The sequence below is a fragment of the Sphingomonas mesophila genome (genome assembly GCF_003499275.1).
In the GTDB taxonomy this organism is placed as follows: Bacteria; Pseudomonadota; Alphaproteobacteria; order Sphingomonadales; family Sphingomonadaceae; genus Sphingomicrobium; species Sphingomicrobium mesophilum.
Genome location: NZ_QWDF01000001.1, coordinates 1240512 through 1264473, shown reverse-complemented (window position 1 = coordinate 1264473; position 23962 = coordinate 1240512). Strand labels below are relative to the sequence as shown.

The following is a 23962-nucleotide window of genomic DNA, read 5'->3' as shown; positions in this document are numbered from 1 at the left end:
GGGCGCCCACTCACATGAACAGCGTCCTGCTCGGCCTCGCCGGAATTCTCGTCATCCTGCTGATCGCTTTCGCCTTCTCGTCAAACCGGCGAGCGATCCGGCCGCGGGTCGTGCTGGCCGCCTTCGCACTCCAGGCGCTGATCGCCTTCCTCGTGCTGCGCACCTCGTGGGGCAGGGCCGCGATCCAGGGCATGAGCGACGGGGTAGCGGCGCTGCTCGGCTATGCCGGCAAGGGCACCGAATTCCTGTTTGGCCCGACCGCCAGCAACCCGCTCGCCAACACCTTTGCGATCGCCGCCTTGCCGGTCATCATCTTCTTCGCAGCGCTGGTCGCGATCCTCTACTATCTCGGCATTATGCAGCGCGTCGTGCGCTGGGTCGGCGGCGCGATCGGCTGGGTCACGGGGATCAGCCGAGTCGAGAGCCTCGGCGCTGCCGCGAACATCTTCGTCGGCCAATCGGAGAGCCCGCTGGTCGTTCGGCCCTATCTCCCGGCGCTGGCCCCCAGCCACGTGTTCACCCTGATGTGCGTCGGCATGGCTGGCGTGGCCGGGACGATCCTCGCCGCCTATGCCAGCCTGCTCGGCGAACAATATCTGCCCTATCTGCTGGCCGCTGCCTTCATGTCGGCGCCGGGCGGCATCCTAATGGCCAAGATGATCATGCCCGACGACGTCGCGCCGAAGGACGAGCTGCCGCTCGAAGGCGGCGACGCGCGCGCGCCGGAAGACGATGTCGAAGTCCACGGCTTCGAGGAGGGCGAGCAGCCGGTCAACATCATCCAGGCTGCGGGCCAGGGCGCCCAGACCGGGGTCAAGCTGGCTGTCGCGGTCGGCGCGATGGTACTGGCGTTCGTGGCGCTGGTCGCACTGTTGAACGGCATCATCGGCGGCCTTGGCAACGCCGTCGGCCAGGACGGCTGGAGCATGCAGGCCGGCCTCGGCGCCTTGTTCGCGCCGGTCATGTATCTGATCGGCGTGCCGTGGAGCGAGGCGGGGGTCGCCGGCGGCCTGTTCGGCACCAAGGTGGTCTTGAACGAATTCGTGGCGTTCATCGATCTCGGCAATGCCCAGGGCGCGGCGGCAGCATTGAGCGAGCGCAGCCGGGCGATCATCACGTTCGCCTTGTGCGGCTTTGCCAATTTCAGCTCGATCGCCATCCAGCTCGCGGTGATGGGCAATCTCGCGCCCAACCAGCGGCCGGTGATCGCGCGGCTCGGCCTCAAGGCGCTGCTAGCCGGTTCGCTCGCCAATCTGATGTCCGCCGCGCTGGCCGGATTGATGCTGCCCTAAGCCGCTTTGATTGCTGTCAATTGCGCGCCGATGACGGCGGGAGTAGAGGCGCGGGCATGACCACCGACACCATCAGCAGCGACAATGTCGCCTCCGTTTCCCTGGCCGAGGCCGACCGCGACCCGCAGGCGTTCGCCGACGAGCTCGGCCGCAGCTTCGTCGACTACGGCTTCGCGATCATCCGCGACCACGGCATCCCGCAGCCGCTGATCGACGACGCCGAGGACAAGGCGCGGGCGCTGTTCGCGCTGCCCGAAGAGGTCAAGCGCCGCTACAAGGTGGAAGGCTCGGGCGGTGCGCGCGGCTACACGCCGTTCGGGATCGAAACCGCCAAGGGCGCCAAGGCGCACGACCTCAAGGAATTCTGGCATGTCGGCCGCGATCTGCCGGAAGACCATCCGTTCCGCGCGCACATGGGCGACAACGTCTGGCCGGCCGAGGTTGCGGGCTTCAGGGAAACCTTCCAGCGCCTCTACACTGCGTTCGACGAGGCCGGGGTCAAGATCCTCCGCGCCGTCGCGCGCTTCCTCAAGATCGACGAGGAGTATTTCACAGACACCGTCCGCGACGGCAATTCGGTCATGCGGCTGCTTCACTACCCACCGCAAAATGAGCCGACCGGCGAGCACATTCGCGCCGGCGCGCACGAGGACATCAACACCATCACCTTGCTGCTCGGCGCCGAAGAGGCGGGCCTGCAGCTGCTGACCAAGGACGGCCGCTGGCTCGACGTCAGCCCCAAGAAGGGCGAGCTGGTGATCAACATCGGCGACATGCTGCAGCGGCTGACCAACGGCAAGCTGCGCTCGACCAGCCACCGGGTGATCAATCCGTCGCCGGAACGGGCGTCGAAGGCGCGCTATTCGATGCCGTTCTTCCTGCACTTTCGCAGCGACTTCATGATCGAGGCGCTGCCCGGAACGGTGCCGTCGGGCGAGCAGCCGAAATGGCCGCCGATTACCGCCGACGACTACCTCCAGGAGCGGTTGCGCGAGATCAAGCTGAAGTAGGGCGGTCGAAGAAAGTGAAGTCGACTTCCGAGGTGTCGACTTTGCCGTCGAACGCCTGTCCGGCATGTGGGCCGTCGCGCTCGACCCAGTGCATAAACACATGCGCCGACCAGCGATTGGGATTGGGGATGGTGCGCGCGTGGCGATGCTCGGTGCCGCGATAGGCGACGGCGTCGCCAGCCGCCATCTCCATCGCGGCGACCGGCTCGTCGCCGAAGTCGCCGCTGATCTTTTCCGCCGCGCGTGCCGAGCCCGATGTTCCGATCTCGAGCGGCCATGCCAAGCCGTCGCTATAGGCGAGCGTCAGCGACAGGCTGTGTTCGCAGGCAGCGCGGTCGCGGTGAACCCGGCAGATGTCGCCTGCCGCATACAGCCGGAAGTAGTCGTAGGTCGGCACCAGCGAGCGGCCGGTGATCGCCTCCATCGTCCCAGTGACGCCCCACAAGAAGGCGTCGAGTGGCGGATAGTCGCGACCGTAAATCTCCCATGTCCGGCGCGCGAGAATCGGCGTCGAACCGCCATCGTTGGGCACGAAACGGACCTTGGTGTCCCTCTGGATTTGGCGCAGCAACGATTGGGCGACGTCGGGCGCGACGCATCGCCGGATCAGCGCGTAGCCGTTGGCCGCATAGTCGCCGTCAATCTCCATGCTTGGTCGAATCGCGCAGATTGTCCGGCCCGAAACCGTTCGCGATGAGCGCCGACAAGCGATGTCGCTCGATGATGCCGCCGTCGCCCGACGCACAAACGATGTCGATGTCGCGGCCGCCCAATTGACTCGCTTCGAGCAGCGCCTGGCGGCAGCCTCCGCATGGCGTGACGGGCGCGTCGCCCTTCAGCTCGGCTCCGGAACCGTCGCCGCCGGCGACCGCCACCCGCGCCACCTTGTCGAGCCCGAACGCGTGCTGCGCGGCGGTGAGCGCGCTCTGCTCGGCGCACAGGCCGAGGCGATAGCAAGCGTTCTCCATATTCGCGCCGGTCACCACCTCACCATCGACGCTCAGGATCGCGCAGCCGACCGAAAAGCCGGAGTAGGGCGCATAGGCCTTGAGCGCGGCGGCTCGGGCGAGGGCGATGAGGTCGTCGTCGGTCATGTGCCGCTCTTGTCATTGCGCGCGGAGCGAAGCAATCCAGCCGACCAATCGCTGGAGTCGTCGATGCGCCGTCTCGCTGCCTTCGTTTCGCTTGCCTTGCTGTCCGCCTGCGCAACCATGTCGCCAACGCCCGTCGCCGCCCCCCAGGCGGCCGCGCGCGAGGTGCAGATCCTCGCGCTCAACGACTTCCACGGCAATCTCGAACCGCCGGGACTCGCCTACGAGGGCTCCAGGGGCAAGGTGCCGGTCGGCGGAGCAGCCTATCTGGCAACCGCGCTCAAGCAGGCGCGGACCGCGGCCAGCATCACCGTCGCAGCCGGCGATCTGATCAGTGCCAGCCCGCTCGTCTCCTCGCTTTACTACGACGAGCCGACGGTGAAGGCGCTGAGCGACAGCGGACTCGATATCGCCGCGGTCGGCAACCACGAATTCGACCGCGGCCCGGCCGAATTGAAGCGGATGCAGGCCGGCGGCTGCCGCGCGCGCCAGGAACGCGAAACCCGCCAGTCGTGCGCGCTCGAGCCCTTCGCCGGGGCGGGCTTTCAATATCTCGCTGCCAATGTCCTTGAAGGCGCCAACACCATCCTCCCGGCGACCGCCATTCGCGACATCGGCGGGGTTCGGATCGGCTTCATCGGCATGACCTTAAAGGCGACCGGCACCCTGGTCTCGCCCGACGGCGTCAAAGGACTGACCTTCCTCGACGAGGCGGCGACCGCCAACGCGCTGGTGCCCTATCTGCGCGACAACGGCGCGCGCGCGATCGTGCTGCTGATCCACGAGGGCGCGGCGACCGACGGCAAGTTTGACGATCAAAGCTGCCCGGGCCTCGCCGGCGCGATGATGCCGATCCTCGAGCGGCTCGATCCCGCGATCACTTTGGTCGTCTCCGGCCACACCCACCAGGCCTACATCTGCCGGGTGCCGACCGCCGGCGGCGCCGAGCGATTGCTGACCAGTGCCGGCCGCTACGGCGCGCTGGTGACCGATATCCGCCTCACCTTCGCGCCTGACGGCACGCTTGCCGGCCAGCGCGCCGACTTCCTCCCGGTGCAGGGCGAAGCGATCGCCAATGCGCGCGTCCAGGCGCCGCTCAACCCGGCCTATCCGATTTATGCCGCCGATCCGGGCGTCGCGGCGCTGGTCGACCGCTACAAACAGGCTGCGGCAGTGGTCGCCGACAGGCCGGTGGGGCGCCTCGCCGGTTCGCTCGAGAAGGGCAACCCGGGCGAGGAATCGCAGGCCGCCTCGTTCATCGCCGACGGCCAATTGTTCGTCGCCCGCGATCCCGCGCGCGGCAAGGCCGACTTCGCGCTGATGAACAATGGCGGCGCGCGCACCGACCTCATTCCGGCGGCCGACGGCACGGTCACCTACGGCCAGATCTTCGCGCTCCAACCGTTCGCCAACAATCTCGTCACGCTCAGCCTGACCGGCGCGCAGGTGAGGGCGTTGCTCGAACAGCAGTTCGACAGCGGCACCAACAGCGTCACCAAGCCCAATCTGCTGATGCCCTCGGCCAATCTCCGCTTCACCTTCGATCGCTCGCGGCCGGCCGGCCAGCGGGTGGTCAGCATCCTGCTCGACGGCAAGCCGCTCGACCCGGCGCAGACCTATCGCGTGACGGTCAATAATTTCCTCGCCTCGGGCGGCGACAATTTCACCTTGCTCGCCAAGGGGAGCAACCCGACCGACGGCGGCCTCGATCTCGATGCCACCGAAGCCTATCTCAAGTCCGGCGCGACCGTCCCTGCCAAGGGCCGGATTGTGGACCTGACGCCCAAGGGCTGGACGCCGCCCGCGCGCTAGCGCAGCGGCGGCTCGTCGAAGCTGCGCAGCTTGCGGCTGTGGAGGCCCTCGCCTTCGCGCTTGAGCAGATGCAGCGCCTCGATCCCGATTCGAAGATGCTGGCTGATCGAGCGCTCGTAGAAGGCGTTGGCCTGGCCCGGCAGCTTGAGTTCCCCGTGAAGCGGCTTGTCGGAAACGCACAACAACGTCCCGTAGGGCACGCGGAAACGATACCCCTGCGCGGCGACAGTCGCCGATTCCATGTCGATCGCCACCGCCCGGCTCTGGTTGAAGCGCAGCGCCGACAAAGTGTAGCGCAGCTCCCAATTGCGGTCGTCGGTGGTCACCACCGTGCCGGTGCGCAGCCGCTTCTTGACGCTGTCCTCGTCCTCGCCGGTGACCTTGACCGTGGCGTCAAACAGCGCGGTCTGGACTTCGGCGATGGCCGGAATCGGGATCTCGGGCGGGAGCACGTCGTCGAGCACATGGTCGTCGCGCAGATAGGCGTGGGCGAGCACATAATCGCCGATCGTCTGGCTCGGCCTGAGGCCGCCGCAATGGCCGATCATCAGCCATGCCTCGGGGCGGAGCACCGCGATGTGATCGCAGATCGTCTTGGCGTTGGACGGCCCGACGCCGATGTTGACCAGCGTCACGCCGGTGCCGCCCGGCGCCATGAGGTGGTAGGCCGGCATCTGGTGGCGGCGCCACGATCCGGCGGCGATCTGCGCCTCTGCGTCGTTGAGGTCGCCGCGCTCGAACGTCCCGCCGGGCACCGACAGCGCGCTGAACGGCCCGTTCGGCTTGCGCAGCGCATCGACCGCGAAGCGCACGAACTCGTCGACGTAGCGGACGTAGTTGGTGAACAGCACGAAATGCTGGAAATGCTCGGGCGGCGTGCCGCTGTAGTGCTTCAGGCGCGCGAGGCTGAAATCGGTGCGTGGACCGTCGAACAGCGCCAGTGGCCGCTCCTCGAGCAGCGCCGGATCGAGCACCCCGTCGGCCACCTCGTCGCCGATGTGGACCAGCTCGGTCGACGGAAACCAGCGCGACAGCTCGGTGCTCGACAGCCCGCCGAGGTCGACCTCGGCGTCGAGCACATAGGGGTAGCTGATCTCGCTCGGGCTGCGGCCGACGCTGACCTCGACGTCATAGTCGCGGATCAGATGCTGAAGCTGCTCGGCGAGATAGGCGCGGTACAGCCGCGGGCGCGCGATCGAGCTGACATAGGTGCCGGGCTGGCTGAGCCGGGCGAAGGCGCGCGACGAGATCGGAGGAGGGCTCACCGGATCATACGTGAGGCGCAGCTCGGGATAAGCGAACAGCCCGTCCGCGCGGTCACCCGGCTCGGGCCGCGTGCCGTCGGCGGCAAAGCGGCGCAGCGCATCGCGCAGATTGCCGACCGAGGTGTCGTAAAGCGCCTCGAGCTGGTCGAGGATCGCGGGAATGTCGTCGATTTTGGTCATTCCCATCGCCGATTGGCGAAGGCGCAGGCGCTTGGCAAGTGGAGCGGGCCGCCGTCAGTCGGTTTGAACTCGGAATCCCAAAGCCGGGATGCGGCGGGCGAACGGCGCGAAGAGGTGCGCTTGGCGAGTAAGGCCGCCAACGAACTCGTTCTGCCCGATATGATCGTCGCCAGTGGGCGCCGTTCCGGGGATCGGCCGGACCGCATGACCCTCATGCAGGCGATCGTGCACCACGATCGAATCGCGGATGTTTGGCCAGATCATTTCCCGCAGGAACAGCTGGTCCCAATTGCTGCTTGCCGCGTTGTTCTGAGCGAATCGGGTAATGTGCGCCTGCATGTTCGGGAAGACGCCGGCGATGCCGCCCCACAGGCCGGCGAGCATCAGGTCGGTGTGGGTGTGCCAGTCGCGGATGGCATGGAACGGCGCGCCGCTGGCCAACCACTCGGCGACCGCCGCGACCTCCCGCTCACCGATCACGCTGTCGCAGTCGCGCACCAAGAAGCGATCGACGCTTGGGTCATCGTTGACCAGGAATCGGCGCGCAAGGAACATCCGGCGGTCCGCCCCCGCCTCGTTGCAGTGCACCAACTCGGCGCCCTCGATTTCGACCACCGTCAGGAAATTTTGGTCGACCGACGGATCGACGTAGAAGCGGCACGTCCAATCGGGCAGTTGTCGCCGGGCCGACAGCAGATTGAGCAGAGCGCCCCGCAAATAGCGTGGCTGCGATCCGAATAGCGTGAAGGAGATGACTTTCCTGGCGCGTTCCGCTGTCGGCCGATTCAGCGGAATTGTGCCGCGTTGGGCGGCCGTCGCTTCGTCCTTGAGACGAAGTGCGAGCGAACCGTAATACGCCGCGCACTCGCGATCGCCGGTCGCCGCGAGGACCATCGACAAGGCGTCGCAGGCGTGCATGTTCGGCGGACCCGTCTCGAGCAGCTGCTCGAGATAGGCGCGCGCCTCGGCGCAGCGGTTGGCACGTGCAAGCGACCCGCCAAGGTGCATCAAGAGCGAACGGTTGCGCGGATATCGCTCGAGGGCGCGGGTCAGAACGTCCGCCGCAGCGTCGAATTCCAGCGCGTGAAAGTGATAGCCGGCGAGCTGGAGGAAAGCGCTTGCCGACGGCGCTGGCGCAGTCTGGAGCGCCGTCCGCATTCGTTCGATCGCGCCTTGCGCCTGACCCAATTCCCATAAGGCGGCCGCTTGGGCGCGCAATTTGGCGGTTGGAGTGATCGGCTCGCTCACAACCCGACCTTAAGCCCGCTTCGACCAACGAAAAAGGGCGGCCCCGCGGGACCGCCCTTCGCTGTAGTTGGTGACCGGCTGGCCTAGCGCTTCGAGAACTGGAAGCTGCGGCGGGCCTTGGCGCGGCCGTACTTCTTGCGCTCCACGACGCGTGGATCGCGGGTCAGGAAGCCTTCGCGCTTGACCGCGGTGCGCAGCGTCGGCTCGAACCGGCTCAGCGCCTGGGCGATGCCGTGCTTGACCGCTCCGGCCTGGCCCGACAGGCCGCCGCCCTTGACGGTGGCGACGACGTCATAGGCGCCTTTGCGGTCGGTGACGTCGAACGGCTGGTTGATCACCAGGCGGAGCGTCGGGCGCGCAAAGTAGACCGACTGGTCGCGGCCGTTGATCTCGATCTTGCCCGAGCCCGGCTTGAGCCAGACCCGCGCCACGGCGTCCTTGCGGCGACCGGTGGCATAAGCGCGGCCGTGCTTGTCGAGCTCCTGTTCGCGCAGCGGCGCTTCGGGCTGGGCCGGCTGGACCGGCGCTTCGGCGACGGCGGTGTCGCCGCCCTCGGCGGTCTCGGCTGCGGCGGGGGCCGCCGTCTCGGTCTGCGGCGGGGTTTCGACTTCCTGGCCGGTCAGCGCGCCGAGGTCGGAAAGGCTCTTCTTGTCGGCCATGTTATGCGCCCACCTTGTTCTTGCGGTTCATGCTGGCGACGTCGAGCGTCTGCGGGCTCTGCCCGGCGTGCGGATGCTCGGTGCCGTTGTAGAGGTGCAGGGCGCGCATCTGGTCGCGGCCCAACGGCCCGCGCGGGATCATCCGCTCGACCGCCTTCTCAAGCACACGCTCGGGGAAGCGGCCCTCGAGCACCTTGCCCGCCGGGGTCTCCTTGAGCCCGCCGGCATAGCCGGTGTGCTTGTAGTAGATCTTCTGCTTCAGCTTGTTGCCGGTGAAGCGCACCTTGTCGGCGTTGATCACGACGACATGGTCGCCGCAATCGACGTGCGGAGTGAAGCTCGGCTTGTGCTTGCCGCGCAGGATGTTGGCGATGATCGTGGCGAGCCGCCCGACGACCAGATTCTCGGCATCGATCAGATGCCACTTCTTCTCGACCTCGGCCGGCTTGACCGACTTGGTGGTCTTCATCAGCGCCTTCATGGGCTGGACCTCTTCATGATAAAACAGGAAAGCGCCGGCAATCCGCCAGCGCCCGTGCCGTGCCCAATCGCCGCCGACCGCCCAAAAGTCAAGCAAAAGCGCGCGGTTTCGAGCGGGTAAAATGTTACCCGACGCTCTCGGCGATCCATACGGTATAGCTGTCTGCGGCCTCGGCAATGGGCCAGGCGACGATCGCCGGGACGGAGTAACTGTGGCGCTCGGCGATGGCCGCGATCAGCTTATAGGCCCCCGCGAGCGTGGTCTTGAACAAGGCGGGAACTTCGCTCGCGCTCTCGACCGCGCCCTCCCACCGGTAGATCGAGCGGCACGGCTGGAGGATGTTGACGCAGGCGGCCAGCCGCTGCTCGACCATCGCCCGGCCGATCGTTTGCGCCTCGGCGAGGTCGGCGAAGACGGCGTAGACGGTGACGACGCTCATCGCGCACGCCGCCCGTGGACATGCATGCACCAGGCCGTCGCGGCGACCAGTAGCGCGCCGACCGCCTGATGGAGCACGGCAAGGACGATGTTCATGCCGCTCATCACCGTCGCAATGCCGAGCAGGATCTGCACGCCGAACGTGCTGTGGATGGCGATCGACGCGCGCCGGTCGAGGCTGCGGACGGCGCGGGCGAGGATGATCAGGGCAGCGACCGCGACCCACGCCCACCAGCGGTGCAGGAAGTGGATCAGATAGGGGTCGTGGGTCAGCGCGAAGACGGCGCCGCGGCCCCATTCGACGCCCTCGGGCACCAGCCGCCCCTGCATCATCGGCCAGTCGCTGGCGATATAGCCCGCATCGAGCCCAGCGACCCACGCGCCGAGCAACAGCTGCACGAACAGCACCGCCGCGACTCCGGCGCCGAGGCCGGTCAGTCGCGCCGGGCGCGGGGACTCGTCGCGCGCCAGCCGTTTGAGGTCCAGCGCCGTCCACACCAGAGCGGCGAGGATGAACAGCGCCAGCAGCAGGTGCGCCGATAATCGAAAGTGGCTGACGTCGGTGCGGTCGGCGAGTCCCGACTGGACCATGTACCAGCCAAGCGCACCCTGGCTTCCGCCCAGCACCAGCAGCGCAATCAGCCGCCACCCGTAGCCGCTCGGAATTGCGCGCTTCAGCGCGAACCACGCCAGCGGCAGCGCGAACGCGAGCCCGACCAGCCGTCCCAGCAGCCGGTGGATCCATTCCCAGAAAAAGATGAATTTGTACGCCGCCAGGTCCATCCCCGCCGGCCCATTTATCTCGCGATATTCCGGGGTCTGGCGGTAGAGCTCGAAAGCCCGTTGCCACGCCTCGTCGCTCATCGGCGGGAGCGTGCCGCTGATTAGGTCCCAGCGAGTGATGCTCAGCCCGCTCTCGGTGAGCCGGGTGATCCCGCCGACCACGACCATCGCAAACACCAGTCCGGCGACCGCCAGCAGCCAGTTGGCGACGGCGGCGGGGCGGGCGGTGGGCGGGGTCATGGCCGCCGCGATATGGCGGCTCCGCTCCGTGCTGCCAATGGGCCAAAAGATGGCGCGATGTGATATTGTAACTTCACAACCTGCCGCGTATATGGTCGGCCCATGGCGCTGACCGCGATCAGGACTGGCAAGCTCGACCGGATGGCCATCGGCCTTTCCGGCCTGTGCCTCGTCCACTGTCTTGCAACCAGCGTAGCCTTCGCCTTGCTCGCGAGCGCCGGAAGCGTGTTCGGCGCCGAGTGGATCCACGAGGTCGGCTTGGTCCTCGCCATGGCGATGGGCATGATTGCGCTCGGCAAGGGCGTCGCCGACCATGGCTATGCGCTGCCCAGCGCGGTCGGCGGGCTTGGGCTCGGGATCATGGGCGGTGCGCTGACCCTGCCGCACGACGGGTCGGAAGCGATGGCGACGATCGTCGGCGTGGCGATCCTCGCCCTCGGCCACCGGCTCAACGACATCGCCGCCGAATAATCAGCTCTCGCCTTCGACGATCGGCGCTTCGGTGCGGTAGCGCGGAGTGTGCGGCGGAATGATCAGCGCCATGAGCGCCGCAGTCGAGAGCCCGAGCCCGAGCCGCCAGTCGGCGAACACCAGCCCGGCCGCCGCCAGATTGGCGATCCCGAGCGCCCAATAGCCGCGATTGAGCCGCGCGATGTAGCTCGGCTCCAACCGCGAATCGACCTGTCCGCGCCGCCAGCCGACGGTCCATTTGAGAAGCCAGGTCAGCGACACCGCGGCCAGCGCCAGCACCCAATATTGCGCCGCCCCCTCGCGCGCCGCCGGGTCGGTGAGATGCTCGGCCACGACCCGCGCCGGAAAGGCGATGAAGCCGATCGCGGCGAGGAACACGGCGGTCGCGATCAGGAACCAATGGCCCGTGGTGCGATAGATCGCGCCGCTGAAATGGTGGTGCACCCAATAGAGCCCGATCACGGTCGAGGCGAGCGCATAGCCGAGGTAGGACGGCCACAATTCGACCAGTTCGGTACCCAGCAGCCCGCCCGGCTTCGACGCTTCGGGCAGATGGATTTCGACCACCGGCAGGGTGAAAGCGATGGCGAACACGGCGTCGGCGAACGCCTCCATCCGCGCCGTGCCGCGGGTCGCGCCTTCGCCTTCATGGTCGTCGCGCCGCGCCGGAGCGTCGGGGTCGTCTCGAACTTCGTCGCGGGGATCAGCCATCCGCCGCCCAACGCGCGCCGCCGCGCTCGGGTCCGGCGCCGGTTGAGAAGCTTGGCCCGGCGGCCTATCTGGGGCGCATGGGCGGCCACGATCATCATGCACACCGCGGCGACTCGCTGCGCGACGCGGCCCGCGAGCAGCTGACCGAGCGCGGTGAGCAGTGGACGGCGATGCGCGAGGCGGTGTTCGCGGCGCTGGCCGGCTTCGAGCGCCCGGCCTCGGCCTATGACATCGCCGAGGCGGTGTCAGCCGCCCAGGGCCGGCGGGTTGCCGCCAACAGCGTCTACCGGATCCTTGACCTGTTCGTCGCCTCCAACCTCGCGATGCGGGTCGAAAGTGCCAACGCCTATGTCGCCAACGAGCACCCCGGCTGCCTCCACGACTGCATCTTCCTGATTTGCGACAATTGCGGCCAGACCCGCCACATCGACGACGACGCGCTGTCCGGCGGAGTGCGCGACGCCGCCACCCGCGCCGGCTTCGAAGCCTCGCGTCCGGTGATCGAAGTGCGCGGCAAGTGCGGCGACTGCGCCTGAGGAGCGGGCGTGAGCAAAAGCTGAGCATGCGCTGAAAAACACCGGCTTTGGGACCGCCTTGATGACATTGGCGGGCCGGGGCGCTAGTGCCGAACCATGTCCGATCGCCCTTCGACCCCCCTGCTCGACACGGTCCGCTATCCCGCCGACCTCCGCAAACTCGACAAGGAGCAGCTGCCCCAGCTCGCCGACGAGCTTCGCGCCGAGATGATCTCGGCCGTCTCGGTGACCGGCGGCCACCTCGGCGCCGGGCTCGGCGTGGTCGAGCTCACCGTCGCCATCCACTATGTGTTCGATACCCCCGCCGACCGGCTGATCTGGGACGTCGGCCACCAGGCCTATCCGCACAAGATCCTCACCGGCCGCCGCGATCGGATTCGCACCATCCGCCAGGGCGGCGGTCTCAGCGGATTCACCAAGCGCAGCGAAAGCGAATACGACCCGTTCGGCGCCGCGCACAGCTCGACCTCGATCTCCGCCGCGCTCGGTTTCGCCGTGTCCAACAAGCTTGCCGGCAAGCCCGGCCGCGCGATCGCGGTGATCGGCGACGGCGCGATGAGTGCGGGCATGGCCTATGAGGCGATGAACAACGCCGAGGCCGCCGGCAACCGGCTGGTGGTGATCCTCAACGACAACGACATGTCGATCGCCCCGCCGGTCGGCTCGCTGCGCAATTCGCTCGCCCGGCTGGTAAGCTCGGACAAATATCTCGCCCCGCGCCGGGTCGCCCAGAAGATCGCCCGGGCGATGCCCGAGCCGGTCCGCCGAACCGCGCGCCGAATGGAGGAATATGCCCGCGGCCTGGTTACCGGCGGGACGTTGTTCGAAGAGCTCGGCTTCTACTACGTCGGCCCGGTCGACGGCCACGATGTCGAGGCGCTGGTCGAAATCCTCGAGAATGTGCGCGACGCCGACGAGGGGCCGATCCTGGTTCACGCCGTCACCCACAAGGGCAAGGGCTACGGCCCGGCCGAATCGAGCGCCGACAAATATCATGGCGTGGTCAAGTTCGACGTCGTCTCGGGCAAGCAGGACAAGGGTCCGGGCGGCGGGCCGCCGAGCTACACCCAGGTGTTCGCCGACGCGCTCGGCGCCGAGATGGCGCGCGACGACAAGGTCGTGGCAATCACCGCGGCGATGCCGTCGGGCACCGGGCTCGACAAGGTCGAGCAGCGTTTTCCCGAGCGCACCTTCGACGTCGGCATCGCCGAGCAGCATGCGGTGACCTTCGCCGCCGGCCTTGCCGCGCAGGGCCACCGCCCGTTCTGCGCGATCTACTCGACCTTCCTTCAGCGCGCGTACGATCAGGTGGTTCACGACGTCGCCATCCAGAATCTGCCGGTGCGCTTTGCCATGGACCGCGCCGGGCTGGTCGGCGCCGACGGCTGCACCCATGCCGGCGCGTTCGATCTCGCCTACCTCGGAACGCTGCCCAATTTCGTCGTCATGGCCGCCGCCGACGAGGTCGAGCTGACCCACATGGTCCACACCATGGCGCTCCACGACAGCGGTCCGATCGCGGTGCGCTACCCGCGCGGGAATGGCCGCGGGCTCCCCATGCCGGCCCGGCCGCAGCGGCTCGAGATTGGCAAGGGCAGGGTGGTGCGCGAGGGCAAGACCGTCGCCATCCTCTCGCTCGGCACCCGACTCGAGGAGGCGGAAAAGGCCGCCGACATGCTCGAGGCGCGCGGCCTGTCGACCACCGTCGCCGACATGCGCTTCATGAAGCCGCTCGACGAGGCGCTGATCCGCCGCCTGCTCGCCACCCACGAGGTCGCGGTGACGATCGAGGAAGCGGCGGTCGGCGGGCTCGGCGCCCACGTCCTCACCATGGCCAGCGACGAGGGCCTGACCGACGGGGGCCTCAAGCTGCGCACCATGCGCCTGCCCGACCGCTTCCAGGACCACGACAAGCCCGAGAAGCAATACGACGAAGCCGGCCTCAACGCCCCGCACATCGTCGAGACGGTCCTCAAGGCGCTGCGCCGCAACGACATTGGCGTGGAGGCCGACGCCGGAGCGCTCGCCTGAGCGCGAAGATCCGCGCCGACCTATTGCTCGTCGCGCGCGGGCTGGCCGAGAGCCGGAGCCGGGCGCAGGCGCTGATCATGGGCGGCAAGGTGTTCGCCGGCGACCGCGCCGTCGCCAAGGCCGGCGACATGCTGGCCGAGGATTCCGAACTGACCCTTAAGGGCCACGATCATCCGTGGGTGTCGCGCGGCGGAATCAAGCTCGACCACGGCCTGACGCATTTCGGCATCGTTGTCGCCGGGGCGACCGCGCTCGATGTCGGCAGCTCGACCGGCGGCTTCACCGACGTGCTGCTCAGCCGCGGCGCGGCTAAAGTCTACGCCATCGACGTCGGCACCAACCAGCTCGCGTGGAAGCTCCGCCAGGACGCGCGCGTCGTCGTCCACGAACAGACCAATGCCCGCGCGCTTAGCCGCGCCATCGTCCCCGATCCGATCGACATCGTCGTGTGCGACGCCAGCTTCATTTCGCTCGCCAAGGTGCTCGACGCGGCGCTCGATCTCGCCCGCCCCGGCGCGCAGCTGGTGGCGCTGGTCAAGCCGCAGTTCGAGGCCGGGCGCGCCGAGGTCGGCAAGGGCGGGGTGGTGCGCGACGAGAGTGTCCACGCCCGGGTGTGCGCCGACGCGGCGGCTTGGGTCGAATCGAAGGGCTGGCGCGTAATGGGCGTCGAGCCGAGCCCGATCACCGGGCCCGAAGGCAATGTCGAGTTCCTACTCGGCGCAGTGAAGGAGGATGCACATGGCGACGGTTGAGCAGCGGCGCGGCGAGTGGTGGAAGAAGGCGCTGATCACCGTGCCGCTGATCGTCGGCATCGGCAGCCTGATGGGCTATCTGTCGAACAGCGGGTTCGAGAACGGCTGGTATGCGGGCCTCGACAAGCCGTCCTTCCAGCCGCCGGGCTGGGCGTTCGGCGTGGTCTGGACCATCCTCTACACGCTGATGGGGATCGCGCTGGCGATGATCCTGAGCGAGCCCGACAGCGCGATGCGGCGCACCGCCTTGGCGCTGTTCGGCGTCCAGCTCGGGCTCAACTTTGGCTGGTCGCCGATCTTTTTCGGCGCACAGATGATCGACCTTGCCCTGGTCGTGATCGTGATCATGCTGCTCACCGCCGCGGCCACCGCCAACCTGTTTCGCAGATTGCGGCCGGTGGCGGGCTGGCTGCTGCTGCCCTATCTTCTGTGGTTGTGCCTGGCGACCGCTCTCAACTATGAGACCGGCAGGCTGAACCCGGGCGCCGACGCCGCGCCGCTCGGCATCACTGGAGCTTGAGACCCATGCAATCCGAAAACCGACTGCTCGACGATTTCGCCAAGGTGCTCAACGGCCTCGCCGGGACCGCCGCCGGAGTCGGCCGCGAGGCCGAGGCGTCGATGCGTGAGCGCATGCGCAGCTGGATCGGCGGGATGGATTTCGTCAGCCGCGACGAGTTCGAGGCGGTGAAAGCGATGGCCGCCGCCGCGCGCGACGAGAATGAGGCGCTGAAAGCCCGGCTCGACAAGCTCGAAGCAGCCAAGAAGGCGCCGCGCTGACCGAGATTGCCGAACAGGAAGAGCGCGACGACGGCGCTCCGATCGACGTGCTCGAAAGCTATTTCGAGGCGCGCGGCTGGCCGTGCGAGCGCGCCGGCGACGGCGAGATCATCGCTTCGGCCTCGGGCAGCTGGGCGCAGTACGAGCTTCGCGGCGTGTGGCGCGGCGAGGACCAGGTGCTTCAATTCCTCGCTTTTCCCGACATCAAGGTGGCGGCCGAAAAGCGCAGCGCGATCCACGAGGCATTGTGCCTGATCAACGAGCAGCTGTGGCTCGGCCATTTCGAACTGTGGTCGGGATCGGGCCTCATCGTCTTCCGCCATGCCGCGCTGGTCGGGCACGGCGACAGCCTGGCGTTCGAACAGGCCGAGGCAATCGCCGAAGCCGCGCTCGAGGAGTGCGAGCGCTTCTACCCGGTGTTCCAATTCGTGCTGTGGGGCGGCAAATCCCCCACCGAAGCGATCTCCGCCGCGCTGATCGAGACGGCAGGCGAAGCCTAATTGGTCGCCCTAGGCCCTCGCCGCCGCCTGCGGCGGCTCTCTGGATGAACCTCGGCGAAGCCGAGGGCTGGGGCCCATGTTCTTCCGTCGCGCGCCATATGACGGCATGGATACCAGCCTTCGCTGGCATGACGGGGTGAGCATGAGCAGTTTCTGGATCGTCGGTTGCGGCACCATGGCCGGCGCAATGGTCGCCGGCTGGCGCCGCGCGAACGCGCTCCCCGACGGCCTGCTCGCGATCCGCCCGTCGGGCCGCCCGGTCGACGGCGTCGCCACCGTCACCGCCATTCCCGGCAACGGCGAACCGACCACCTTCCTGCTCGGCATCAAGCCGCAAAAGCTCGACGAGGTCGCGCCGCTCGCCGAGCCGCGAGTCGGCCCGCACACCCGCCTCATCTCGATCCTCGCCGGGGTCGAGCTGGCCAGCCTGCGCGCCCGCTTCCCGCGCGCCGGATCGATCCTGCGCGCGATGCCCAATCTCCCGGTCAGCGAGGGCTGCGGGGTCGTGGCGTTAGTCGGCGAGGGCGGCAGCGCGCGCGCGGCCGAGCCTTTGTTCGCCCCGCTCGGTCACGTCCACCTCGCGCGCGACGAAGCGGAGTTCGCTGCGGTCGGAGCGCTCGCCGGCGCCGGCCCGGCCTATGTCGCGCGCTTCGTCGCCGCCCTCGCCAAGGCGGGCGTCGCGCGCGGCCTCGATCCCGACGTCGTGGCCCGGATCGCGCTCCACACCGTGCTCGGCACCGCGCTGATGGCGGAGACCCACGGCGAAAGCATGGACTCGCTCGCCCGGCGCGTCGCCAGTCCCAACGGCACGACCGAGGCCGGCCTGGCAGTGCTCGACTCGGACGGCGCGCTTGACCGCCTTGTCGCGCGCACGCTCGCGGCCGCCGCCCGCCGCGGGCAGGAGCTCGCCGCGGCCGCGCGCGGTTGATCTGGAGCCGCCCGCGGCCTAGTCGCGCTCGCTCCTTCTGACGGAAAGATCACCATGGGCGACATGCCGGGCTTCGACGATCGCGACGGCTGGATCTGGTTCGACGGCGAGCTCGTGCCGTGGCGCGACGCGCGGGTCCACGTCCTCACCCACGCGCTGCACTATGCCAGCAGCGTGTTCGAAGGGCAGCGCGCCTATGGCGGCACGATCTTCAAGCTCTCCGAGCACAGCGCCCGCCTGCGCCGCTCGGCCGAATTGCTCGGCTTCCCGCTGCCGTGGAGCGTCGAGGAGATCGACGCCGCCTGCATCGCCACGCTCGAGGCCAACAAGCTCGTCGACGCCTACCTCCGCCCGGTCGCCTGGCGCGGATCGGAGCAGATGGGGGTGAGCGCTCAGGCGACCAAGCCGCACCTCGCCGTCGCCTGCTGGAACTGGGGCAAATATTTCGATCCCGCGCTGGCCGAAAAGGGCATAAGGCTCGACATCGCGCCGTGGCGCCGGCCCGCGCCCTACACCGCGCCGACCGAATCCAAGGCCGCCGGCCTGTACATGATCTGCACGCTCTCCAAGCACCACGCCGAGAACCGCGGCTTCAACGACGCGCTGATGCTCGACTGGCGCGGCCAGGTCGCCGAGGCGACCGGCGCCAACGTCTTCTTCGTCCGCGACGGCGTGATCCACACGCCGACCCCCGACTGCTTCCTCGACGGCATCACGCGCCGCACCGTCATCGGCCTCGCCCGCCAGCGCGGCATCGAGGTGGTCGAGCGCGTGATCTGGCCGGAGGAGTTGGAAAGCTTCGAGCAGATGTTCCTCACCGGTAGCGCCGCCGAAGTGACCTTCGTCGCCTCGGCCGGTCCGTGGAATTTCGAGGTCGGCGAGCTGTCGCGGCAATTGGCCCGCGATTACGACGACCTGGTCAACGGCCGCCGCCAGGGTTGATCGCGCTTAGCGGCGATCTATAAGCCGCGCTTGCCCTCGCGGGCCCCCGCCCGCGCCGCGCCTGCTGGGGCGTCGCCAAGTGGTAAGGCACCGGTTTTTGGTACCGGCATTCGCAGGTTCGAATCCTGCCGCCCCAGCCAATCGCCAAAATGATCGAGAACGCTCTGGCGCCCGATGATGTCGTGCGGTCCGAATGCTTGTCATCGGCTCCGTAACGACTGGAACGGGTTCGGGCGCGCCCCGCTTAAGCTGTTGTAACGCTTTGCAAAGGGCAATCACCATGCAGCAACCACCATCCTCCGGCAGCACTCCCAACACCCCCAAGCCGACGACCACCGCTGGCTCGCCCGGCAGCGGATCGACTCAACCCGGCCCCGCCGCCGAAATTGGCGAGGACGCCAAGCAGCTCGGCACCAAGGCCGCGAACCGGCTCCACAGCGAGGTCGACGCGCGCAAGGAAACCGCGGTCGATCAGGCCAAGTCGGTCTCCTCGGCGATCGAGAAGGTGACCGGCGAGCTCGACCAGAACGCGCCCGATTGGCTCAAGTCGGCCCTCCGCCAGGGCGCCCAGAAGGTCCAGGCGTTCGCCGAGACCATCGAGCAGAAGGATTCGCGCGCGCTGATGCGCGACGCCCAGGACTTCGCCCGCAACAACCCCGGCACGTTCCTCGCCGCCTGCGCCGCAATCGGCTTTGCCGCGGCGCGCGTGTTCAAGGCCGGCGCCGAAACCCAGCCCGATATAGGCGGTGGCGATCGTCCCGCCTTCGGCCAGCTTGGCAATCAGCCGACGCCGCCGAAGGTCGCGAGCCCGACGGGAGAGTTCGCATGATCGACAACGATCTTCCTCCCGATCCGCTGGCCGAGCCGCATGTCGTCAAGCCAGCGGCCAAGCGGCGCCCGGCCGTGGCTGCGGCGGGTGACGACGCCAATGTCGTCGACCTGCTCAAGCAGCTCGCCGGGCAGGGCTCGCATCTCGCCGAACAGCAGATGGCGCTGATCAAGGCCGAAATCCGCGAATCGACGAGCGAGGTGAAGACCGCCGCCGGGGCGATGGCGGGCGCCGCCGTGGTCGGCCTTGCGGGCCTCGGCGTGCTGTTGATGGGCGTCGCCTATCTGCTCGGCGACGCGATCGACAACGTCGGGCTCGGGGCGCTGATCGTCGGCGCCGCGACCCTGCTCCTGGCCTATATCCTCTACCGCAGCGGCGCCGCCAAGCTGAGCGCCGCCAACCTCGAGCCGAAGCGCACCGAGCGGACGCTTCAGCGGGCGACCGATGTCGTTCGCGGCGACCTTTCGACGGAGAATGCACGATGACCGATTCCACCACCCGCACCGACGCCGATCCTGCTGCGATCGAACAGGACATCCGCCGCACCCAGGACGAGATGAGCCGGACCGTCGACAAGCTCGGCGACCAGCTGACGCCGAAGAACCTGTTCAACGCTTTGCTCGAAAAGGCGGACGAAAAGGGCGTCGACTCGCAATATCTTTTCGAGGGCGCGCGCAACAATCCGATGGCGCTTGGGCTCATCGCCGCCGGCACCATCTGGTTGCTCAGCGACAAGAACTCCAAGTTCCCGACGCTCAAGGGCAAGTCGACGAAGGACGACGAGTACGACCCGAGCGACGTCCACCACCGCGACTATGTTTCGCACATGTCGGCGCTCGACATGCGCGACGGTGAGGACCCGCTCGCTTACCAGCGCCGCCGCGATCTTCACCGCGCCAATTTCCTGATGTGCGAGCGCAAGCCCGACGAGGACGAGGGCGCGTTCCGCGAACGCCTCGACCAGCTCACCGAAAGCTTCCGCGACAAGCGCCGCGCCTGGTCGGACTCGATCAGCCAGGCCGGCTCATCGGGCGCGCAATCGGTGAAGGATGCCGGCGCCGGCGCCCAGCGCACCGCCCGCCAGGCGGCGACCAAGGCGCAAAACCTTTATGGTCAGAACCCGCTGGTCGGCGGGATCCTCGCCGCCGCCGTCGGCGCAGCGCTCGGCTCGACCGTTCCGATCAGTCGCAAGGAGCAGGAAACGCTAGGCGATCTCGGCACCGACGCGCGCAATCTGGTCAGTGAGCAGAAGGATAAGCTGACCGATCTGGCGATGGAGAAGAAGGACGAGCTGCTCGACAAGGCGGACGAAAAACTCGAGCAGACTGCCAGCGCGTCGCCGAAGCCGGGCCAATCGGCCGGCTCGGACAAGCCCTTCATCCTTCCCGAACCGACGCGCTAGCCCGTCACGGGGGCAGCGGCCAGCGCTGCCCCCACGCCCGTCCGCCCCGGCCACTGGGCATGAGCCAATTCGATCATTAGTCGTTCGAGCCGACGCGCCGCATCGCCGTCGGCGAATGCCCACCCGCTGTTCAGCGCGGCCTTGAGATGGCGGTCGACCACCAATGACCGGCCTCCGAAGGCGAGCCCCCAACCGCTGAAGCTCCGCAGCTCGACGGCGCAATCGACGACGATCTGGATATCCCTGTGCCGGACGTCGGCGGCGATGCTTCGCATCAGCAGGTCGACGTTGGCGGCCGGCCCCTCGAGCCACTGCGCGAATCGATGGCCGGTGAACATCAGTGCTCCGCCGATCTCCAGCCGGTCGTTTCGCGGCGTTGCGAGAGCGACGATGTCGGCCACCGCGCGCTCCGCCTCGGCCGCCGCGAGTCGGCTCTGGCTGACGTAAACGAGCTTCTTGAGATGGCTCATGCCGCTTCTCCCTCGACCCCGCCCGAAAACACGCCGAGTCGCGGGCCCGGCCGCCCGTAGAGATAACCCTGGCCCTGATCGCAGCCCCAGCGCCGCAGCTGCTCGTGCTGCACGAGGGTTTCGACGCCCTCGGCGACGACCGTCATGCCGAGCGTCTTGCCGAGCCCGATCGTCGCCCGCGCCAGCGCGGCGGCGTCGGGCTGGTCGAGCGCTGCGACGAACGAGCGGTCCACCTTGATGATGTCGACCGGATAGTCGCGCAGATGGGCAAGCGAAGAGAAGCCCGTCCCGAAATCGTCGAGCGCGATCTTGACCCCCTCGGCATGCAGCAGGTCAAACGCCGAGCGCACGACCTCGGCCGAGCGCTTGAGCAGCACCGTCTCGGTAATCTCGACCTGCAGCGCCCACGGCGGAAGCCCGGCCGCGGCCAGCAGATGGAGCAGCATCGGCGCCCAGCTCGGGTCGCGCAGCTCGGCGTCGCTGACGTTGATCGCGACATGGCCGAACGGCGCGCCGAGCGCGGCGCAGCGCCCGGCATCGCGTAGCAATTGGGTCAGCACGGCGCGCCCCAACTGCGCGCACAGCCGGCGCTGCTCGAACGCCCCGGCGATATGCTCCGGGTCCAGCATCCGCTCGCCGTCGCGCACTCGCAGCAGCGCTTCGAAGCCGACCACCGCGCGGGTCTCGAGGCTGACCTTGGGCTGGTAGAAGACGGCGATGTCGCCGCGCGCCAGTGCGGCACGCGCCGTCGCGATCTCGGCCGAGCGGCGATCGACTTCCTCGCGCATCGCGGCGTTGAAGATCGCGCCGCGCGAGCGCCCTTCCTCCTTGGCGCGATAGAGCGCGATGTCGGCTTCCTTCATCGCCTGGACCCGGCTCGCGCCCGCGCCGGCCAAGGTCGCTCCAAGGCTCAGCTGGCAGTCGAGCGGCTGGCCGTCGTAGCAGAACGGTTCCGACGCGCTCGACAGGATCGCCGACATCGCCGCCAGCAGTCCGTCCGTGCCTGTCAGCCGCGGCACGACGATCGCGAACTCGTCGCCGCCGAGCCGCGCCACCAGCGAGCCGCGCTCGAGCCCCGCGCCAAGCCTCCGGGCGAGCTCGAGCAGCACATGGTCGCCGGCGTCATGGCCGAGCGTGTCGTTGACGTCCTTGAAGTGGTCGAGGTCGGCAAGCAGCAGGCCGAACGGCACGCCGCGCTCGATCAGCCGGTCAATGAACGCGTAGAGCGCGCGGCGGTCGGCGAGGCCGGTCAGCGGATCGCGCAGCGCCACTGCGACCGGCTCACCCACGGGCCGCGTTCCGGGCCGGCGCCGGGCGGCGCGATCGATCGTCGAAAGGGCTGCGCTGGTCGCCATGAGGGCGGCGTTAACCAGCCCGCCTTGCCGCTTGATGGACGTTCGGTCCGATGCGGATACAACTCGCCGGCGCGGCTTGGGCGCCCGCCTGTGGCGCCTTAGTTCTTCGGCGGCTCGCCGACCGGGGTGAAGGTCCAGGCGCTCGAATCCGCGCCGCTGGCGACTCCGCCGTCGTCGATCGCCTCTTCCTTGAGCCCGGTGGCGTCGACCAGCGCGTCCTCTTCCTCGTCCTCGTCGGCCTCGGGCGCGAACAAGGCGAGGATCACGCGCGGCAGCGGCTTGCCCGGCGGCGGTCCTGGCGGCGGTCCCGGCGGCTGCCCCGGAGGCGCCGGCGGCGGTCCCGGCGGCTGGCCCGGCGGTCCCGGAGGCGGCCCCGGGGGAGGCGGCGGCGGAGGCGGCGGTGGTGGCGGTGGGGGAGGCGGCGGCGGCGGCGGCGGAGGTGGCGGCGGTGGCGGCGGCGGCGGCGGCGGAGGTGGCGGTGGCGGAGGCGGCGGGTTGCCGACATTGCCCTGCGCGCCGTCGTTGCCATTGTTGCCGTTGCACGGGTTGCCATTGCCCTTGGCGCACGGATCGCCCGGCGGCACCTTGGGATCCTCGCCGGGCGGCGGTGGTGGCGGGGGCGGAGGCGGCTCGCGCCCGGCATTGCCCTGGGCACCCGAATTGCCGTTGTTGCCGTTGCACGGATTGCCGTTGCCCTTCGCGCACGGGTCGCCCGGCGGCGACTTGTCCGACGCGCCGTTCATCGCCAGCTGGCTCTTGCCGTTGCCGTTGCCGTTGCCGTTGGACGCGGCGGCGGTCAGCACCAGATTGCCGTTGACCATCGCCACCCCGCTCACCGCGTCAGCGGCGGTAAGGTTGAGCAGCAGCGATGTCGTGTCGGGCGGCCGAACGATCGTCGGGCTGGCTGGAATGGCGGCCGGAATGACATTTGCCAGCGCGCTTGGGGCGGCCGGCTGCGCGGTCGCAGCGGCCGCCGGAACGACGACATCGAACGCCCCGTGATTGACGACCAGCGCCGCGGGCGCCGGAAGCGTGGCCGGCGGGCCGTTGCCGCCGCCTGGAGCAGCGCCGGCATTCGCACTGGCGTTTGGCGAAGGGCCAGCGCCTGCGTTCGCCGTCGCATTGCCGTTCGCGTTGGGCGCGGGCGAGGCGGAGCTTGCCGGGGAGGGGCCGCTTTGCGTCTGGCCCAAGGCCAGACCGTTGCTTCCCGAAGCCGCGGATGCGCTCGACGTCGAATGGCCGAGCGCAAGGCCGTTGCCGGAGGGCGTGGGCGCAGCGGCGATCGGCTGGGTCGAATGGCCCAGCGCGAGCCCGTTGCCACTGTTGCCCGGTGACGGGGACGCCACGGCCGGAGCCGGCGCAATCGGCGCGCTCGCGATCGCCGTCGGCATCGGCGCCATTGTCGGAGCGGGCGCGATCGTGACTGAGGGTGCGGAGGCGAACGACGGCGGTCCGGCGAACGATGGCGGTCCGCCACCCACGCCAGGCGGCGGCCCACCGCCACGGCCGGCCGACGATCCGCCGCCGTGGCCCGGGGGCGGTGCGGCAAGCGCCTGAGCCGTCAGCATCAGTGCGGCCAGCGCGCACGAGACGCGCAGCCCGCGACCGTGAACCTTCATATCGGAAATGCCCGAACCCGCCCCACGAAGCACGTGTTGCTCCCCGCTTCTTCTCCGAACGCTGAACTGAAGAGGCAATCGTATAACGGAATTTTAACCATCCGACAAAGGGCACCTAACCCGTTGTTCTATCGCTT

Annotated in this window: 27 protein-coding genes and 1 tRNA gene; 16 read left to right on the top strand and 12 right to left on the bottom strand. The window is 68.6% G+C overall.

Annotated features, from left to right (window positions below; translation table 11 throughout):
• Positions 1 to 14: 14 nt before the first annotated feature.
• Positions 15 to 1292, top strand: a complete 1278-nt coding sequence (locus D0Z60_RS06470; RefSeq protein WP_118857487.1) for a NupC/NupG family nucleoside CNT transporter — start codon at positions 15 to 17, stop codon at positions 1290 to 1292.
• 56 nt (positions 1293 to 1348) lie between these two features.
• Positions 1349 to 2302: an isopenicillin N synthase family dioxygenase gene (locus tag D0Z60_RS06465; RefSeq protein ID WP_118857486.1), complete on the top strand. Its 954-nt coding sequence runs from the start codon at positions 1349 to 1351 to the stop codon at positions 2300 to 2302.
• Here D0Z60_RS06465 and D0Z60_RS06460 read toward each other — a convergent pair.
• Together D0Z60_RS06460 and D0Z60_RS06455 are read right to left on the bottom strand one after the other, a co-directional pair.
• Entirely contained in the window at positions 2289 to 2951 is a 663-nt protein-coding gene (locus D0Z60_RS06460; protein WP_118857485.1) for a hypothetical protein, read from the bottom strand. The two genes, D0Z60_RS06465 and D0Z60_RS06460, sit on opposite strands and share 14 nt — an antisense overlap.
• The gene (locus D0Z60_RS06455) at positions 2941 to 3396 is read right to left on the bottom strand and encodes a cytidine deaminase (protein ID WP_118857484.1); all 456 of its coding nucleotides are present in this window, start codon (positions 3394 to 3396) and stop codon (positions 2941 to 2943) included. Before D0Z60_RS06455 ends, D0Z60_RS06460 begins: the two co-directional genes overlap by 11 nt.
• A gap of 117 nt (positions 3397 to 3513) precedes the next feature.
• On the opposite strand from D0Z60_RS06455, the gene D0Z60_RS06450 reads away from it, so the two are divergent.
• Positions 3514 to 5205 (top strand): bifunctional metallophosphatase/5'-nucleotidase, encoded by a 1692-nt coding sequence (locus D0Z60_RS06450; RefSeq protein WP_162888113.1) that lies wholly within the window; start codon positions 3514 to 3516, stop codon positions 5203 to 5205.
• Here the strand turns inward: D0Z60_RS06450 and D0Z60_RS06445 are convergent.
• The 6 genes from D0Z60_RS06445 to D0Z60_RS06420 form a co-directional block, all read right to left on the bottom strand.
• The gene (locus tag D0Z60_RS06445; protein ID WP_118858471.1) at positions 5202 to 6650 is read right to left on the bottom strand and encodes an AMP nucleosidase; all 1449 of its coding nucleotides are present in this window, start codon (positions 6648 to 6650) and stop codon (positions 5202 to 5204) included. The two genes, D0Z60_RS06450 and D0Z60_RS06445, sit on opposite strands and share 4 nt — an antisense overlap.
• 54 nt (positions 6651 to 6704) lie before the next feature.
• Positions 6705 to 7568 (bottom strand): tetratricopeptide repeat protein, encoded by an 864-nt coding sequence (locus D0Z60_RS06440; RefSeq protein WP_162888112.1) that lies wholly within the window; start codon positions 7566 to 7568, stop codon positions 6705 to 6707.
• Positions 7569 to 7981: 413 nt separating this feature from the next.
• A complete protein-coding gene (rpsI, locus tag D0Z60_RS06435) occupies positions 7982 to 8557 on the bottom strand; it encodes a 30S ribosomal protein S9 (protein WP_118857481.1) in 576 nt (191 codons plus the stop codon).
• Position 8558: 1 nt separating this feature from the next.
• Positions 8559 to 9038, bottom strand: coding sequence for a 50S ribosomal protein L13 (gene rplM, locus D0Z60_RS06430; protein WP_118858470.1), 480 nt, complete (start codon positions 9036 to 9038; stop codon positions 8559 to 8561).
• Positions 9039 to 9162: 124 nt separating this feature from the next.
• A complete protein-coding gene (cutA, locus tag D0Z60_RS06425; protein WP_118857480.1) occupies positions 9163 to 9477 on the bottom strand; it encodes a divalent-cation tolerance protein CutA in 315 nt (104 codons plus the stop codon).
• Complete coding sequence (locus tag D0Z60_RS06420) at positions 9474 to 10499, bottom strand: COX15/CtaA family protein (protein WP_118857479.1); 1026 nt, start codon at positions 10497 to 10499, stop codon at positions 9474 to 9476. The genes cutA and D0Z60_RS06420 overlap by 4 nt, the downstream gene beginning before the upstream one ends.
• A 102-nt stretch (positions 10500 to 10601) precedes the next feature.
• Here D0Z60_RS06420 and D0Z60_RS06415 point away from each other — a divergent pair, with 102 nt between their 5' ends.
• Positions 10602 to 10970: a MerC domain-containing protein gene (locus D0Z60_RS06415; RefSeq protein WP_118857478.1), complete on the top strand. Its 369-nt coding sequence runs from the start codon at positions 10602 to 10604 to the stop codon at positions 10968 to 10970.
• Here the strand turns inward: D0Z60_RS06415 and D0Z60_RS06410 are convergent, their stop codons facing one another.
• Positions 10971 to 11681, bottom strand: a complete 711-nt coding sequence (locus D0Z60_RS06410; protein WP_118857477.1) for a TMEM175 family protein — start codon at positions 11679 to 11681, stop codon at positions 10971 to 10973.
• A 77-nt stretch (positions 11682 to 11758) separates the two neighbouring features.
• On the opposite strand from D0Z60_RS06410, the gene D0Z60_RS06405 reads away from it, so the two are divergent.
• From D0Z60_RS06405 to D0Z60_RS06350, 12 genes are all read left to right on the top strand, one after another.
• Entirely contained in the window at positions 11759 to 12217 is a 459-nt protein-coding gene (locus D0Z60_RS06405) for a Fur family transcriptional regulator (RefSeq protein WP_118857476.1), read from the top strand.
• Positions 12218 to 12313: 96 nt separating this feature from the next.
• Positions 12314 to 14248 carry a 1-deoxy-D-xylulose-5-phosphate synthase gene (gene dxs / locus D0Z60_RS06400; protein WP_118857475.1) on the top strand — a complete coding sequence of 645 codons (1935 nt, stop codon included), beginning with the start codon at positions 12314 to 12316 and terminating at the stop codon, positions 14246 to 14248.
• Complete coding sequence (locus D0Z60_RS06395; protein WP_118857474.1) at positions 14245 to 15000, top strand: TlyA family RNA methyltransferase; 756 nt, start codon at positions 14245 to 14247, stop codon at positions 14998 to 15000. Before dxs ends, D0Z60_RS06395 begins: the two co-directional genes overlap by 4 nt.
• Positions 14987 to 15520 (top strand): TspO/MBR family protein, encoded by a 534-nt coding sequence (locus D0Z60_RS06390; RefSeq protein WP_420822781.1) that lies wholly within the window; start codon positions 14987 to 14989, stop codon positions 15518 to 15520. The genes D0Z60_RS06395 and D0Z60_RS06390 overlap by 14 nt, the downstream gene beginning before the upstream one ends.
• A 5-nt stretch (positions 15521 to 15525) precedes the next feature.
• Positions 15526 to 15780, top strand: a complete 255-nt coding sequence (locus D0Z60_RS06385; RefSeq protein ID WP_118857472.1) for an accessory factor UbiK family protein — start codon at positions 15526 to 15528, stop codon at positions 15778 to 15780.
• A 5-nt stretch (positions 15781 to 15785) separates the two neighbouring features.
• Positions 15786 to 16280, top strand: a complete 495-nt coding sequence (locus D0Z60_RS06380; RefSeq protein ID WP_420822791.1) for a type III secretion system chaperone family protein — start codon at positions 15786 to 15788, stop codon at positions 16278 to 16280.
• A 76-nt stretch (positions 16281 to 16356) separates the two neighbouring features.
• On the top strand, positions 16357 to 17208 hold the full coding sequence (locus tag D0Z60_RS06375) for a pyrroline-5-carboxylate reductase family protein (RefSeq protein WP_240325565.1): 852 nt from the start codon (positions 16357 to 16359) through the stop codon (positions 17206 to 17208).
• A 54-nt stretch (positions 17209 to 17262) separates the two neighbouring features.
• Entirely contained in the window at positions 17263 to 18150 is an 888-nt protein-coding gene (locus D0Z60_RS06370) for a branched-chain amino acid aminotransferase (RefSeq protein ID WP_118857470.1), read from the top strand.
• A 65-nt stretch (positions 18151 to 18215) separates the two neighbouring features.
• Positions 18216 to 18290: transfer RNA gene (locus D0Z60_RS06365), tRNA-Gln, on the top strand.
• 140 nt (positions 18291 to 18430) lie between these two features.
• A complete protein-coding gene (locus D0Z60_RS06360; RefSeq protein WP_118857469.1) occupies positions 18431 to 18979 on the top strand; it encodes a hypothetical protein in 549 nt (182 codons plus the stop codon).
• Positions 18976 to 19464 carry a phage holin family protein gene (locus tag D0Z60_RS06355; RefSeq protein ID WP_118857468.1) on the top strand — a complete coding sequence of 163 codons (489 nt, stop codon included), beginning with the start codon at positions 18976 to 18978 and terminating at the stop codon, positions 19462 to 19464. The genes D0Z60_RS06360 and D0Z60_RS06355 overlap by 4 nt, the downstream gene beginning before the upstream one ends.
• Positions 19461 to 20381: a DUF3618 domain-containing protein gene (locus tag D0Z60_RS06350; RefSeq protein ID WP_118857467.1), complete on the top strand. Its 921-nt coding sequence runs from the start codon at positions 19461 to 19463 to the stop codon at positions 20379 to 20381. Before D0Z60_RS06355 ends, D0Z60_RS06350 begins: the two co-directional genes overlap by 4 nt.
• On the opposite strand, the gene D0Z60_RS06345 is transcribed toward D0Z60_RS06350, so the two are convergent.
• From D0Z60_RS06345 to D0Z60_RS11915, 3 genes are all read right to left on the bottom strand, one after another.
• Positions 20378 to 20851, bottom strand: coding sequence for a BLUF domain-containing protein (locus D0Z60_RS06345; protein WP_118857466.1), 474 nt, complete (start codon positions 20849 to 20851; stop codon positions 20378 to 20380). The two genes, D0Z60_RS06350 and D0Z60_RS06345, sit on opposite strands and share 4 nt — an antisense overlap.
• A complete protein-coding gene (locus D0Z60_RS06340) occupies positions 20848 to 22140 on the bottom strand; it encodes a putative bifunctional diguanylate cyclase/phosphodiesterase (RefSeq protein WP_162888111.1) in 1293 nt (430 codons plus the stop codon). The genes D0Z60_RS06345 and D0Z60_RS06340 overlap by 4 nt, the downstream gene beginning before the upstream one ends.
• Positions 22141 to 22304: 164 nt before the next feature.
• The gene (locus tag D0Z60_RS11915; RefSeq protein WP_240325669.1) at positions 22305 to 23858 is read right to left on the bottom strand and encodes a hypothetical protein; all 1554 of its coding nucleotides are present in this window, start codon (positions 23856 to 23858) and stop codon (positions 22305 to 22307) included.
• Between the last annotated feature and the right edge of the window lie 104 nt (positions 23859 to 23962).